Raw genomic sequence first — 14438 nt, 5'->3', positions numbered from 1 at the left:
GGGAGCGCTCGCACGCGCACAAGATAAAGTTCGCTCATCGCACCTTGCCGGTCTCTCAGTACCGTCCGTTAAAGGTCAAAATTGAGCATAGAGTACCCTCCAGAGTATGCATCTGCACAAAAGTAAGCGGCACTGGAGCTGGGTTCAACGGCGCGCATCCGCCAACAGCCGTCGCAACCGAAGACCGCAGCCGAATGGCGCCGCGACCTACAACGACCTGCGACCTGTGGCCACGGCCAGCGATTTGCCGGAGAAGGCGATGCCGTAGCGCAGGCTGCCCGCACTGCTTCCGGCCACCTCCGCGTCGTAGGCCCGCGCCTCTATCTGGGCCAGGGCCTCGGCGGCCAGCGCCTCTATCTGGGCCAGGGCCTCGGCGGCCAGCGCCTCCAGGCGCTCCGCCCCGGCGCCGCGCTCGAACTTCAGCTCCAGGGTGATAGCGGGCAGCCCCGCCCGCTCGGGAGCGAGGCGGATGCCGAAGCGCCCGCGCCCCGCCTCGCGGTTCGAGACCGGGTTCCCGTAGCCGGTCGCGCCGAACAAAAGCCCCACCAACAGCATGTGGTAGCTGTTCTCGCTCGTTAGGTCGTAGCAGCTCGCCGCGTTCAGGAGAACGCCCTCCAGCTCCTCGGCGAGCGCGCCAGCATCCCCATCGACCAGCGCGCGGTGAAGATCGATGAGGCAGTCGCGGCCTCCGGCGATCTGCGCGAAGCGGTCGATGACCTCGCTGCGGTACAGGGACGCAATTTCCAAATTGGGGATGCGCAGCCGTCGCACGACGTCCTTGGAGTTGGGCTGCTCCGTATCGTCGGTGGTCAGATAGCCGGCAAGGTACAAAAGGGACCAGAGGGCCTCGGGTCGGGCGTCCAAGTCCCCGAACACAACCGAAAGATCGAGGGCGGCCTCCACGGAGCCGCCCGCATTAAGCAGCCCGTACACCTTCCTCATCAGCCGCGCGTCTCCCCCGCGCACCATGGCCGCGATGGGCGCGTTGGAAGACGTGTTGCCCCAATAGGGCGCGCACTCGCAATCGTTGTCGAAGTAGTTGAGCACGCTCCAAGGGTTGTACACATCCACCGAGCCGAAGCGGTAGCCGTCGTACCATTGGCGCATCTCGGGGAAATGGGCGGCTTGGCCCAGGTAATTGGCCAGCGCGCGCACCTCGTCTTCCGTGAAGCCGTAGCGCTCGTCGTACTTGGTGTTGAGAGAGGTGTTCACCACCAGATTGTTCAAATCGGAGAAGACGGACTCCTTCGAGATGCGCTGTACACCCGTGAGGCACGCGAACGCGAGAGCCTGGCCGCCGTCCTTCAGGGCCGCCGTGAGCCATCCTTTGAGAAACGAGACCATCTCGTCGTAGTACCCGTTGTCACGAGCCGCCATGACCGGCGCATCGTACTCGTCGATGAGGACGACGGGGCGACGTCCGTGGTGTCTGAAAAGCAAGCGAGTGAGGTTGATGAGGGAAGACTCGATGTCCCCGTCTGTCGCCTCCCATCCCGCAACACGATCGAAGTACGCGCGCTCCTGCTCGTTCAGCTCGGAGCTATCGGACAGATACCCATGGCGGATGTATTCCCATACGATCAATTGGCGTAGAGCATTCTTGGCATCTTCCCAGTTCTGCTTCTTCACCGGGTTGAAGCTGATGTATATGACGGGATAGGCGCCCTGGTGCTCGCGGTAGCGGCCGCCGTCGGCATCCCAGATGGAAAGGCCCTCGAAGAGATAGGCAGCGTCCTCGGCGTTCGGGTCGCTCGCCGGGGGTATCTCGAAGAAGGACTTGAGCATGGTCATGTTCAGCGACTTGCCGAAACGGCGCGGGCGGCAAAACAGCGTGACGGCGGCGGAGCTGTCGAGCACGTCGGCGATGAGAAGGGACTTGTCGACGACCACCGACCCCTGCACCGCCGCGGCGAACCCGTCGCGCCCGATGGGCAGGCGTCGCCGGCCTGACAGGTCGGACAGGCGCACGTCGCCCTCGCGATAGATACCGTTCTCGTAGGTGCCCGTCATGCCGCCGCCTTTCTCCCTCGTAGCGTTTCCCCGATTATAAACGAAGGACCGCTGCATGCGGTCCTTCACAGGGAATGAGCGGAAGCGGGTGCATACCGCCAACAGCGAGTCATCGACTGTATCGTCCCATCTCCAACGACATACCCTTTCGCGGTAACATTGGGACACTCCGAGGAGGTGCGCTATGCCAACCGCAACGAAGGACGCCGAGATTGAGTTCCGCACAATCGAAGAGCTGAAGCGACAGGCTCTGAACGGGCGAGAGACGCTGCGCCCTGATTCCACTACGGGCATCACCGTCCTCCCGCCCTGGATGGACGCCCCCGAGGACGAGGGGCTCTACGATGACCTCTCATGCGCCGCGTTGAATTCAAGCGACCAGGACGAAGTCGAGCGGTAAGCTGCAACAGACTCTTGCGCACAGCCCCGCCAGGGGTAGCCTACGAGACTGGGGGGCGGGTGCTCCGGAGTGTCGGGAGAAGCAAGAAGGGACCGCCCGAAGACAGCCCCTTCCAGATGAAGCGTTATTTCGCGGCAGATGCCTACTCGACGATGGCGCCGTCCTCCATGGTGGCGTAACCGCCGACGTAGACGTCGGTGGCGCGGCCCACGAGCTCGGCCCCGATGAAGCCGGAGTTGTTGGCCTTGGAGCAGAAGTCCCCCACGGCGACCGTCCAGGCGGCCTCGGGATCGATGACTGTAAGATCGGCGGTAGAACCGGCCTCGATCTTCACCGGCTCCTGGCGCAGGATCTCGCGCGGGGCGACGGCCATGGCCTCGACCATGCGGCTGTAGTCGATGACGCCCGTGCGCACGAGGTGCGTGAGCACGAGGGAGAGCGAGGTCTCGAGCCCGGTCATGCCGAAGGGAGCCAGCTCGAACTCGCGGTCCTTCTCCCAGTCGGTGTGGGGCGCGTGATCGGTGACGATGGCGTCGATCACGCCGCTCTTCAGACCCTCGATGAGCGCGGCGGCGTCCTCGGCGGTGCGCAGCGGCGGGTTCACCTTGAGCGAGGTCTGGTACTCGGCGGTGATGTCGTCCTCGGTGAGGAACATATGGTGCGGAGTCACCTCGCAGGTCACCGGCAGGCCCTCGGCCTTGGCAGCAGCCACCAGATCCAGTCCGCGCTTGGTGGTGATGTGCTGGATATGCAGCGGGCAGCCCGTAAGGCGGCAGAGCGCGATGTCGCGGGCGATCTCGAGCTCCTCGCCCTCGGCCGGCCAGCCGACCATGCCCAGACGCGTGCTCGCCACGCCCTCGTTCACCTGGCCGTCGGATACCAGCGAGTCGTCCTGGCAGTGGGCCATGACGACGGTGTCGAACTGGCGGGCGTAGTCCATGACGCGGCGCATCATGCCGGCGTCCTGGATGCCGTGGCCGTCGTCGGTGAACACGGGCGCGCCGTGGGCGTACATGTCGCCCATGTCCGAGAGCACTTCGCCTTTGAGGTCCTTGGAGCAGGCACCCGACGGAATGACGCGGCACTTCCCCACCGCGGCGGCGCGGGCCTTCACGTACTCCACGGCCACGGCGTCGTCCACCACCGGGCTCGTGTTCGGCATGGTGCACACGGCCGTGAAGCCACCATGGGCAGCGGCGCGAGAGCCGGAGGCGATGTCCTCTTTCTGCTCCTGGCCCGGATCGCGGAAGTGCACGTGCATGTCCACGAGGCCGGGGGTGACGATCTTACCGGAAAGGTCGCGCTCGACGCCCTTCTCCATGGAAAGGTTGTGGCCCACCTCCACGATCTTACCGTCGCGGATGAGGATGTCGGCCACTTCGTCCAGGCCGATCTGGGGGTCGATCAGACGGGCGTTCTTAAGCATCAATGCCATCGTTGCTACCTCCTAGGAGCAGGTACAGGGCGGCCATGCGCACGAGGACGCCGGCGTAGACTTGGTCGAGGATGATGGAGCGCTTGGGGTGGTCGGCCATGAAGCTGTCGAGCTCCACGCCGCGGTTGATGGGACCCGGGTGGCACACGCATGCGTCGGGCTTCATGAGACGGTCGCGCTCTTCGGTGAGGCCGTAGAGAAGGTTGTACTCGCGCAGGTTCGGATACGGCGCGCCCTCGAAGCGCTCGCGCTGGATGCGCAGCATGTACACCACGTCCAGCTCGGGCAGGGCCTCGTCCAGGTTGCTCGTCACATGGTCGGCGCCCAGGATGTCGGGGCGAGCGGGCAGGAGCGTGGGGGGTGCTATGACCGTCACCTCGCAGCCCATGATCTTCAGCGCCGGGATGAGCGAGCCGCACACGCGGGAGTGCGCGATGTCGCCCACCACGCCCACGTGCAGGTTATCGAAGGAGCCCTTCTCCTCCCAGATGGAGTACAGATCCAGTAGCGCCTGGGTGGGATGCTGGTGCTTGCCGTCGCCGGCGTCGATGACCGACACGCCGGAGACGTCCGCGATCTTGCGGGGCACGCCCGCCCAGCGGTCGCGCACCACGATGCAGTCGATCTTGTAGGAGCACAGCGTCTTCACGGTGTCCACCAAACTCTCGCCCTTCACCGTGGCCGTGGAGGAGCCGCCGAAGTTCAGGGAGTCGGCAGACAGGCGCTTCTCGGCGATCTCGAAGGAGGAGCGGGTGCGGGTGGAGGGCTCGTTGAACATGTTCACCACGGTGAAGCCCTTGAGCGTGGGCACCTTCTTGATGCGGCGCTCGTTCACCTGCTTGAAGTTCTTGGCCGTCTCCAGAATGGTCATGATGTCATCGGCCGAGTACTCGGTGATGTCGATAAGGTGCTTGTGATCGAAGGCCATTGACCTACTCACCTTCCTTCTTAGTCAGTGCCGCGGCGCCTGCGCGCTTGCCCGGCTCGATATCCAGAATCTCCACCGCGGAGACGCCGTCGACCTCTTCGAGGAACAAACGGACGTTCTCGCTGGAGGAAGAGGGCACGTTCTTGCCCACGAAGTCGGCGCGGATGGGCAGCTCGCGATGGCCGCGGTCCACGAGCACCGCCAGCTCCACGGCGGCCGGGCGGCCGATGTCCATGAGGGCGTCGAGCGCCGCACGGATAGTGCGCCCGGTGTAAAGGACGTCGTCGACCAGAACAACCGTAAGGCCGTCGATGTCGAAATCGATTTCGGTGGAATGGACTTCAGGAGACATATGGGTCGCGAAGTCGTCGCGATAGAAGCTGATGTCCAGCTTGCCCAGGGGCACCTCAACCCCTTCGATCTCCTCGATTTTGTGGGCCAGCATCTTCGCGAGCAGATCGCCGCGCGTGACGATGCCCACGAGCGCGATATTCTGCGCGCCCTTGTTGGCCTCGAGGATCTGGTGCGCCATGCGCGTCACCGCTCGCTCGATGTCGTCTGCATCCATGCAGATCGACTTGACCATGCTCTCGTCGTTCATACACACTCCCTTCTTTAGGGTCAGTGCGTACAGACGAGTCCGCGAAGCTCGCGTCCGAGTTTCCGCGCGCTTCGTGCCGCCATTCGGGCAAAAGAAAAAGCCCGTCTGGCGACTAGGCTTCCTGCGTCGATGCGTCTTGGGCTCGCTCGCTTCTCGTTGCGCGCCCCGCGCTGATGGGGTTACCTTGTCGGCCTCTCTGTACCGCATTTAAAGGACGCGCTCAATATAGGACTGCAGCGAAAGCAGCGCAACCCCTTTCGATGACTTTTTTCGTAATGAACAAAAAAGGCCGCCCGAAGGCGGCCTTAAGAAGGCAATCTCTATGCGGAGATTACTTGTTCAGGCTGTCGAGCTCCTTCACCAGGGCCTTGTCGTCAGCAGCGCTGATCCAACCCTCGGGGATAGGGGCGTCGTTGTGGCAGCTGGAGCAGTAGTTCACCGAGGAACGATGGGCCTTGTGGCACTCGCCGCAGGCGACCTCGCCGTGCTGAGGCACGTGCGGGTTGCGCTCCATGTCGGAGGTGGCCTGGATCAGGTCGTCGCGCGTCATGTTGTGGCAGGACTCGTTCAGGCAGAACTGGTCGGGCTCGATACCGCGGGCGGCCACGAGGTCCTCGAGGGACTTCTCGGGCACGACCTGCTGGCCGGTCTGGGTGTTCAGAACCTCGTAGTTGCCGGTGACCCAGCTCATGCCCTCGCCGATCTGCTCGGACAGGGTGGGAACGTGGCAGCTCATGCAGGTGTCGCCGTTCTGAGCGCGATGCACGGCGGCCATCATGCCGCTGGCGGTCTCGAGGTTGTTGCCCCACTTGTCCACGGCAGGCTCGCCCGGCTCAGCCTCGTAGGTGGGCAGATAGGGATCCATCGGCGTGTGGCAAATAGCGTTGCAGAAGCTGGGCTGCTCATGCCATACCCAGAAACCGGCGCCGGCCACGACGAGCACGGCGACGACAACGCCCACCACGATGGGCCACTTCTTCTTTTTCTTCTGGGCAGCGGGCTCGTCGACCGACTGCTCCACCTTCTTCTCTTCTTCCGTCATGCCTCTTCCTTCCAGTTGGGGATCCTTGAGATGCCCTTCGGCATCTCCTTCCTTCGAAGCGAGAAGATCTGCCCTCCCCAGCTGACCTCAAACCTCGAGGGGCAAGGGCGGCGCTTCATTGGCGCGACGCCATCGCCCCTTGGGGTTTCGCTTCGGTAGCATGATACCCGATATGCGCGGTTCGAGGCAACGCCGCTCACCGCAAAATTTCGCCAATCGTGCTCGTCAAACGAAAGAGGCACCCTTTCGAGTGCCTCCCGTTACCTAATCGTGAACGCCGTCGGTCTGGCGGATGAGCTTGCGCTTGATCTTGCCGCCGATGGTCTTGGGCAGCTCGTCGGTGTACTCGATGATGCGCGGGTACTTGTAGGGCGCCGTGGTCTTCTTCACGTGCTCCTGCAGCTCGCGGGTGAGCGCGTCGGTGCCCTCGTAGCCGCGGGCGAGCACGACGGTGGCTTTCACCACCTTGCCGCGGATGGGGTCGGGCGCGGCCGTCACGGCGCATTCGACGACCGCGGGGTGCTCCACGAGCGCGCTTTCCACCTCGAAGGGCCCGATGCGGTAGCCCGAGCACTTGATGACGTCGTCGTTGCGGCCCACGAAGAAGCAGTAGCCGTCCGAGTCGCGCCAGGCCATGTCGTGCAGGTTGTAGTACTCTCCGCCCACCGCCTCGGCCGTCTTCTCCTCGTTGCCGTAGTAGCCCACGAACAGGCCCGGCGGGTAGGCCTCGGTGAGGCCCGTGACGCAGATGGCGCCCTCCTCGCCGTCCTCCACCTCGCGGCCATCCTCGTCGAGCAGCTTCACGTTCAGAAGCGGCGAGGGCTTGCCCATGGAGCCGGGGCGCGGCTCCACCCACGGGAAGGTGGCCAGAAGCACCGGGCCCTCGGTCTGGCCGAAGCCCTCGCGGATCTTCTTGCCGGTGAGGCGCTCCCACTGGATGGTCACCTCGGCGTTCAAAGGCTCGCCGGCCGTGGCGAAGTTCTCGACGCTCGACAGATCGTAGGAGGCCACGTCCTCCTGCAGCATGAAGCGATACATGGTGGGCGGCGCGCAGAACGTGGTGAGCTTATAGTCCTGTATCTTCTGAAGCAGCTTGGTGGGCACGAACTTGTCCATGTCGTAGGCGAAGATGGTGGCGCCGGCGATCCACTGGCCGTAGATCTTGCCCCAGCCGAACTTGGCCCAGCCCGAGTCGGTCACCGACATATGCAGCTTGTCCTCCTTGACCTGCTGCCAGTACTTCGCCGTGATGATGTGACCGAGCGGGTGCGCGAAGTTGTGCTCCACGGCCTTGGGGTTGCCGGTGGTGCCGCTCGTGAAGTACATGAGCATGATGTCCTTCGACGTGACACCGGCCTCGCCCTGGGGCCGCTCGAAGGTATCCGGGAAGCCGGCGATGAGGTCGTCGAAGTCGACCCAGCCCTCGCGGCTGCCGTCGACGATGAACTTCTCGCGCACCGTGGGACACTCGGACATGGCCTCTTCCACCTGGGCGCACACGTAATCGTCGCTCACGGCCACGATGGCGCGCACGTCGGCGCTGTTCGCGCGGTAGACCACGTCCTTGCGGGTGAGCTGCAGCGTCGCCGGGATGATGGTGGCGCCCAGCTTGCAGAGCGCGACGGCGCACACCCAGTACTCCCAGCGGCGGCGCAGAATGCACATGACCACATCACCCTTGCCAATGCCCATATCGGCGAAGGCGTTGGCGGCCTGGTTGGACAGGCGCTTGATGTCGGTGAAGGTGAAGGTGCGCTCCTCGCCGTGGTCGTTGCACCACAGAAGGGCGCGCTTATCGGGCTCTACGGCGGCCCACTCGTCCACGACGTCGAAGCCGAAGTTAAAGGCCTCGGGAACCTCGATCTTGAAGTTCTCGGCGAAGTCCTCGTAGGAGTCGAACTCAATACGGGGGCAGTATTTCTTTAGAACGTGATCCATGGTGCGTGCTTCTCTCTTAACTCTCCTGTGCTTGTCCGTCGCTTTCCCCGTTGTCCGCGAAGCGCCTCCCGACATTCCAATTCGCTCAAACAGTCCTCGCTTGGTGAAAGTGCCCACCGGGCACTTTCAGTCGCTGCGGAACTCGCTCGGTTGGAACGCCGGAAGTCGCTTCGCTCCCCGGCCAAACCCGTGTGACAACCTTGGTCGGAAGTTACTCCGCGATGATGGTGATGAAGGTGGCGGGCTCGTCGCCGTGGCAGCGCTGGCCGTGGGGGTGCTCCGGGTTGAAGTAGATGGAGTCCCCGGCGTTCAGGACGATATCGCGGTCCTCGAAGGTGAGGACGAGCGAGCCGTCCACGACGTAGTTGAACTCCTGGCCACCGTGGCACACCAGCTCGGCCGGCTCGTCGCTCGGGTCGAGCACCACCCTCAGCGGCTGCATGATCTTGCGGGCGTAGCGCCAGGCCAGGTCCTCGTACTGGTAGCCGGGGAAGCGATCGACGTTGATGCCCTCCCCCGCGCGCACCACGTGGTAGGTGTCCAGCTTCGGGGCGTTGCCGGTGAGGATCTCCGTGAGGTCCACGGAGAACTTCTTGGCCATGTGGTAGATGGCCGAGATGGGGATGTCCACCCCGGTCTCCTCCCAAGCGCGGTAGGTCTCGATGTCCACGCCCAGCTCCTGAGCCATGGTGTGGCGGGACACGTCGCAGGCCTCGCGCAGGCCCTGGACGCGCATGCCGAGCTCTTTCAGATTCTCATCCATGATGATCCCCTATGCTTCCATGCCCAGCCCGAGGGCGATCTTGTTCTTCTCGAGCATCGCGGGCTTCTTGCCGGCCACCGAGGCGAGCGCCCCTTCCAGGGTCTCTCGCTCGCAGAAGGGGAACTCCGCCCACAGCTTGCCGATGAGCACGATGTTGCCGAGGCCCTTGATGCCGGCCTCCTCGCACAGCTTCGCGGCCGGGATGCCGATGACGGTCACGCCCGCCGCTTCGCGCAGGTCGGGCACCATGGCCGTGTCGGCCACGACGATGCCGCCCGCGGCAACCGTGGGCAGGAACTTGTCGAACGAGGGCTGGTTCAGGGCGATGAGGGCGTTGGGATGCAGCACGAGCGGGCTGCCGATGGGCTCGTCGGCCAAGGTGACCGAGCAGTTCGCCGTGCCGCCGCGCATCTCGGGGCCGTAGGAGGGCATCCAGGACACCTCGCGGTCCTCGATGAGGCCGGCCGTGGCGATGACCTTGCCGGCAAAGAGCGACCCCTGGCCGCCGAAGCCGGCGATGACACACTGGAGCTCGCGATCCATTAGTTCTCCCCCTTCTTCTCGGGATGGGCGATGGGGCACGCGGCGTTGCGGGCGCTCGCGGCCTCGGCAGCGTTGGCGAAACCGTCGGCCACCACGTCGCGGTACACCCCGAGCGGGTAGTACGGCAGCATGTTCTCACGCATCCACGCGAAGGCGTCCTGCGGGGTCATGCCCCAGTTGGTGGGGCAGGTGGAGACCACCTCAACGAAGGAGTAGCCAACGCCGTCCACCTGGTTCTGGAACGCCTTCTTGATGGCCTTCTTGGCCTTGCGCACGTTCTTGGGCGAATCCACGCAGACCCGCTCGATGTAGGCCGGGCCGTCCAGCGTGGCCAGCAGCTCGCTCACGCGGATGGGATTGCCCGCCGTGGCCACATCGCGGCCGTAGGGGCTCGTCTGGGTCACCTGGTTCGGCAGGGACGTGGGGGCCATCTGGCCTCCCGTCATGCCGTAGATGGCGTTGTTGATGAAGATGACGACGATGTTCTCGCCGCGGGTAGCCGCGTGGATGGTCTCGGCCATGCCGATGGAGGCCAAATCGCCGTCGCCCTGGTAGGCGAAGACGATCTTGTCCGGATGCACGCGCTTCACGCCCGTGGCCACCGCCGGGGCGCGGCCGTGGGCCGCCTCGATCATGTCGCAGCCGAAGAAGTCGTAGGCCATCACCGAGCAGCCCACCGGCGCCACGCCGATAGTGTCGCCCTCGATGTCCAGCTCATCCATGGTCTCGGCCACGAGGCGCTCCACGATGCCGTGGGGGCAGCCTGGGCAGTAGTTGGTCACCACGGGCAACAGCGCATGGGGCCGCTCGTAGACCACCTTCATCTCGCGCTCGTCCTGCGCCATGCTACTCACCGACCTTTCCGTTCAGAGCCTCCACGGCAGCCAGAACCTCCTCCGGCGCGGGAATCACGCCGCCGGTACGCCCGTAGAACTCCACGGGCACGGTCCCGTTCGCCACGAGGCGCACGTCCTCCACCATCTGGCCCATGTTCATCTCCACCACGAGGGCCGCCTTCGCGCGGCCCAAGGCCTCGGCCAGGGCGTCCTCGGGGAAGGGCCACAGGGTGATGGGGCGCACGAGCCCGGCCTTGATGCCCCGCTCACGGGCGGTGTTCACGGCGCTGCGGGCCACGCGGGCCGCCCCGCCGAAGGACACGAGCACGATGTCGGCGTCCTCGGTGCGGTAGCATTCGGCCCGCTTCTCGGCGGCCTTGATGGCGTCGTAGCGCTCGTAGCGCTCGCGGTTGAGGTCCTCCAGGGCCGCGGCGGTCAGATACAGGGAGTTCGCCACGTTATGGGGCCGGCTGTGGCCGTGGCCCGTCGTGGCCCAGGGCTTCTCGGGCAAATCGGCCGGATCGATGGCCTCGGGCAGCACTACGGGCTCCATCATCTGGCCGAGCATGCCGTCGGCCAGGATCATCACCGGCACGCGGTAGCGGTCGGCCACGTCGAAGGCCTCGAAAGCGCAGTCGGCCATCTCCTGCACCGTGGAGGGGGCGAACACGACGATCTGGAAGTCGCCGTGGCCCGTGGCCTTGGTGGCCTGCCAGTAGTCGGCCTGGGAGGGCTGAATGCCGCCAAGCCCCGGGCCTCCCCGCTGCACGTTGATGATGACGCCCGGCAAATCGGCTCCGGCCATGTAGGAGATGCCCTCGCTCTTCAGCGAGATACCTGGCGACGAGGACGAGGTCATCACGCGCGCGCCCGCCGCGGCGGCGCCGTAGACCATGTTGATGGCCGCCACCTCGGACTCGGCCTGCAGGTAGGTGCCCCCCACCTTCGGCATCATCTTCGCCATATAGGCCGCCACCTCGGTCTGCGGGGTGATGGGGTATCCGAAGAAGAAGCGGCAGCCGGCGCGCATGGCCGCCTCGGCCATGGCCTCGTTGCCCTTCATGAGTACTTTCTCTGTCATAGATCTACCTCTCCACCGTGATGGCCACATCGGGGCACATCGTCGCGCACGAGCAGCAGCCCGTGCATTTCTCCTGATCGACGCAATGGGCCGGATGATAGCCCTTGGCCGTGATGACAGCCAGATCCAGCTCGAGGATGGATGCCGGGCAGACGTCTACGCACAGGCCGCAGCCCTTGCAGAAGAAGTCGTCAATGGTTACTCGCGCCATGGGAAACCTCCCTCGTTCTCTCGGGCGGCGCCGCCCGGCGCCGCGCTCGTTTCTCTCTCATGAAGCGGCCGCGCTCATGCCCAGGGCGGCGCAACCAGCACTTCCACAGGATAGCCATCGGGGATGGCCGCCAAGGCCCCTGACCCCGCGGTTTCTCGCCGAATGGCCGACATGGGCACCGTAGTGCACACAAGCGGCAGCTTGGCCGCCGCAGCCACAGCCTGGGCAAACGGAACGCTCGCGGCCACCTGCTCAAACGTCGTCTCGCCCTGGAGGTGCGTGTTGTTCACGACACCCGTGGCGGCAAGCCCGCACGTCTCCTGGATCTCGGCGAGCACCGCGAGCGCCTCGGCGGGCGTCTGGGTGAGGTTGCGCCGCTCGTTCACCACATAGAGCACGGCGGCCGCCCCCGCGCGGATGGCCGGGGCGAAGCGCGCCAGCGCCGTGGCGCCCGCGTCGTCGCCGCCTGCGTCGATGACGACGATGCGGCGGGGAACCGTATCGGAAGCCGCTCCCTCGCCTTCCGATACGCCCGCACGCTCGGCAGCCGCCGCGTAGGCGGCCTCGATGGCGGGCACCACGGCACCGGTGAGCGAAGGCACATCCAAGCTCGTGCCCGCGCCGCCGAACACCGGGGCGATGAGCCGCACGCCGCGCTCCTCCAGAACCCCGGCGTACTCGCTCGAGCGGAAGTACGGGTTCACCACGTCCATGTCGGCGAGCGTCACCTCGCACCCGGCCGCCGCGGCGCCGAGCGCCAGGTTCAGGGCGAAGTTGGTCTTGCCCACCCCGTAGTGGCCCGTGACCACCACAACCGGCGCGAGCGCGAAGGGCGCAACACCCGATCGGTCGGCCACGCTAGATCAGCCCCTCGGGAGTCTTTGCGGCCTCGTGCTGGGTCTTGTCGGCCTCGCGGATGGCCGCGCGGCGGATCTTCCCGTTCACCGTGCGGGGCAGATCGTCGACGTACTCGATGATGCGCGGGTACTTGTAGGGGGCCGTCTGGCGCTTCACCCACTTCTGCAGCTCCTCGGTCAGCGCGTCGGTGCCCTTCCAGCCGTCGGCGAGCACCACGGTGGCCTTCACGGCGAAGCCCCGCACCGGGTCGGGCACGCCGGTGACGGCCACCTCGCGCACCGCGTCGTGCTCCAGCATGACCGACTCGATTTCGAAGGGGCCGATGCGGTAGCCGCTCGACTTGATGACGTCGTCGTTGCGGCCCACGTACCAGTAGTTGCCCTCCTCGTCGCGCCAGGCGGTGTCGCCGGTGTGGTACCAGCCGTCGTAGATGGCCTCGGCGGTCTTCTCGGGGTTGCGGTAGTACTCCACCATGATGCCCGCCGGATGCGGGTCGCAGCCGATGCAGATCTCGCCGGTCTCGCCGGTGTCGCACTCGGTGCCGTCGCCGCGCAGGATGGCCATCTTGTACAGCGGCACGGGCTTGCCCATGGAGCCGGGCCGCGGCGTGGAGTTGGTGAGGTTCGCCACCGTGAGGGGCGTTTCGGTCTGGCCGAAGCCCTCGTAGATGGTAAGGCCGGTGTGCTCGCGCCAGAAGTCGAACAGATCGGGGTTCAGCGCCTCGCCGGCCGTGGTGCAGTACTCCAGGCTGGACAGGTCGAAGGCGTCCACGTCCACCTCGGTCATGAGGCGGTACATCGTCGGCGGGCAGCAGAGCGTCGTCACGCCGTAGCGGCCTATGAGAGAGAGGATCTCCGCCGGGTCGTAGCGGTCGAAGTCGTAGGTGAGCACCGCGGCCTCCATGAGCCACTGGCCGAAGAACTTGCCCCAGACCGCCTTGCCCCAGCCGGTGTCGGCGATGGTGAAGTGCAGCCCCTCGGGGTTCACGTTGTGCCAGTGCTTGGCCGTGATGAGGTGCGAGAGCGCGTAGCCCGAGTCGTGGAGCACCATCTTGGGGTTGCCCGAGGTGCCCGACGAGAAGTACATGAGCATGGGGTCGGCGCCGGCGGTCTCGCGGCGGGCGAGGTCGGACGCGGCCGCGCGCACCTCGCTGTTGAAGTCGCGCCAGCCCTCGCGCACGGCGGGAGCGGCGCAGATGCCCTCGGGGCCCGAGAGCGCCTCGCCGACAAGCTCGCCGGCGGGGGCGACCCAGCTCCCGTTCTTGTCGCGCGGGGTGAGGCCGGCGCCGGCGGGGTTCACGAGGATGAGCGTCTCAACGCTCGGGCACTCGTCCACGACCGCATCGATGGTGGCGGCGATATCTCCGGCCGAGGTGGCGATGATGGCCTTGATGTCGGCCCCGTTCAGACGGTAGGTGAGGTCGTGCTCCTTCAGCATGAAGGTGGCGGGCACGGCCACGGCCCCCAGCTTCTCTAAGGCGAGCATGGTGAACCAGAACTGGTAGTGGCGGCGCAGGACGACCATGACGTAGTCGCCGCGGCCGATGCCGCAGGAGGTCAGGAAGTTGGCCGTCTTGTCCGACCACGTCTTCATGTCGGCGAAGGTGAAGGTGTGCTCCTCCCCCTCCGGGTTGCACCAGACCATGGCGATGCGCTCCGGGTCGTTCACGGCGATGTCGTCCACCACGTCGTAGGCGAAGTTGAAGTCCTCGGGCATGGTGACGTCGAATTTCGTGAGCAGGCCGTTCTCGTCGTAGGCCTCGTCCACGTAGCGCAGGTTGATGTTTCTCATG

14 protein-coding genes are annotated in these 14438 nt (G+C 65.6%); 1 reads left to right on the top strand and 13 read right to left on the bottom strand.

The genetic code is table 11. The annotated features are described in order from the left end of the window. Window positions 1–207 precede the first annotated feature (207 nt). A complete protein-coding gene (locus VJ923_RS04245) occupies window positions 208–2010 on the bottom strand; it encodes an AAA family ATPase (RefSeq protein WP_326438885.1) in 1803 nt (600 codons plus the stop codon). 184 nt (window positions 2011–2194) lie between these two features. Between VJ923_RS04245 and VJ923_RS04240 the strand changes: the two genes are divergently transcribed. Beyond that, window positions 2195–2410 (top strand): hypothetical protein, encoded by a 216-nt coding sequence (locus VJ923_RS04240; RefSeq protein WP_326438883.1) that lies wholly within the window; start codon window positions 2195–2197, stop codon window positions 2408–2410. A gap of 142 nt (window positions 2411–2552) precedes the next feature. Here the strand turns inward: VJ923_RS04240 and VJ923_RS04235 are convergent, their stop codons facing one another. The 12 genes from VJ923_RS04235 to VJ923_RS04180 form a co-directional block, all read right to left on the bottom strand. Beyond that, complete coding sequence (locus VJ923_RS04235) at window positions 2553–3845, bottom strand: dihydroorotase (RefSeq protein WP_326438881.1); 1293 nt, start codon at window positions 3843–3845, stop codon at window positions 2553–2555. Then, a complete protein-coding gene (locus tag VJ923_RS04230; RefSeq protein ID WP_326438879.1) occupies window positions 3829–4773 on the bottom strand; it encodes an aspartate carbamoyltransferase catalytic subunit in 945 nt (314 codons plus the stop codon). Before VJ923_RS04230 ends, VJ923_RS04235 begins: the two co-directional genes overlap by 17 nt. Window positions 4774–4777: 4 nt before the next feature. Continuing rightward, complete coding sequence (gene pyrR / locus VJ923_RS04225; RefSeq protein ID WP_326438877.1) at window positions 4778–5374, bottom strand: bifunctional pyr operon transcriptional regulator/uracil phosphoribosyltransferase PyrR; 597 nt, start codon at window positions 5372–5374, stop codon at window positions 4778–4780. Between the two features lie 331 nt (window positions 5375–5705). Continuing rightward, a complete protein-coding gene (cgr1, locus tag VJ923_RS04220; protein ID WP_326438875.1) occupies window positions 5706–6416 on the bottom strand; it encodes a cytochrome c-type protein Cgr1 in 711 nt (236 codons plus the stop codon). 264 nt (window positions 6417–6680) lie between these two features. After that, window positions 6681–8354: an AMP-binding protein gene (locus VJ923_RS04215; protein WP_326438873.1), complete on the bottom strand. Its 1674-nt coding sequence runs from the start codon at window positions 8352–8354 to the stop codon at window positions 6681–6683. 211 nt (window positions 8355–8565) lie between these two features. Continuing rightward, a complete protein-coding gene (locus VJ923_RS04210) occupies window positions 8566–9117 on the bottom strand; it encodes a helix-turn-helix domain-containing protein (protein WP_326438871.1) in 552 nt (183 codons plus the stop codon). 9 nt (window positions 9118–9126) lie between these two features. Then, a complete protein-coding gene (locus tag VJ923_RS04205; RefSeq protein ID WP_326438869.1) occupies window positions 9127–9660 on the bottom strand; it encodes a 2-oxoacid:acceptor oxidoreductase family protein in 534 nt (177 codons plus the stop codon). Continuing rightward, entirely contained in the window at window positions 9660–10505 is an 846-nt protein-coding gene (locus VJ923_RS04200; RefSeq protein ID WP_326439089.1) for a thiamine pyrophosphate-dependent enzyme, read from the bottom strand. Before VJ923_RS04200 ends, VJ923_RS04205 begins: the two co-directional genes overlap by 1 nt. 1 nt (window position 10506) lies before the next feature. Next, entirely contained in the window at window positions 10507–11577 is a 1071-nt protein-coding gene (locus VJ923_RS04195; RefSeq protein WP_326438867.1) for a 3-methyl-2-oxobutanoate dehydrogenase subunit VorB, read from the bottom strand. Window positions 11578–11581: 4 nt separating this feature from the next. Continuing rightward, on the bottom strand, window positions 11582–11788 hold the full coding sequence (locus VJ923_RS04190) for an indolepyruvate ferredoxin oxidoreductase subunit alpha (RefSeq protein ID WP_326438865.1): 207 nt from the start codon (window positions 11786–11788) through the stop codon (window positions 11582–11584). A gap of 74 nt (window positions 11789–11862) precedes the next feature. Beyond that, window positions 11863–12645, bottom strand: coding sequence for a ParA family protein (locus VJ923_RS04185; RefSeq protein WP_326438864.1), 783 nt, complete (start codon window positions 12643–12645; stop codon window positions 11863–11865). A gap of 1 nt (window position 12646) precedes the next feature. After that, on the bottom strand, window positions 12647–14437 hold the full coding sequence (locus VJ923_RS04180) for an AMP-binding protein (protein WP_326438862.1): 1791 nt from the start codon (window positions 14435–14437) through the stop codon (window positions 12647–12649). Between the last annotated feature and the right edge of the window lies 1 nt (window position 14438).

Source organism: Adlercreutzia shanghongiae (assembly GCF_035830635.1).
GTDB classification, from domain to species: domain Bacteria; phylum Actinomycetota; class Coriobacteriia; order Coriobacteriales; family Eggerthellaceae; genus Adlercreutzia; species Adlercreutzia shanghongiae.
This window is presented reverse-complemented; position numbering and strand designations above follow the sequence as displayed.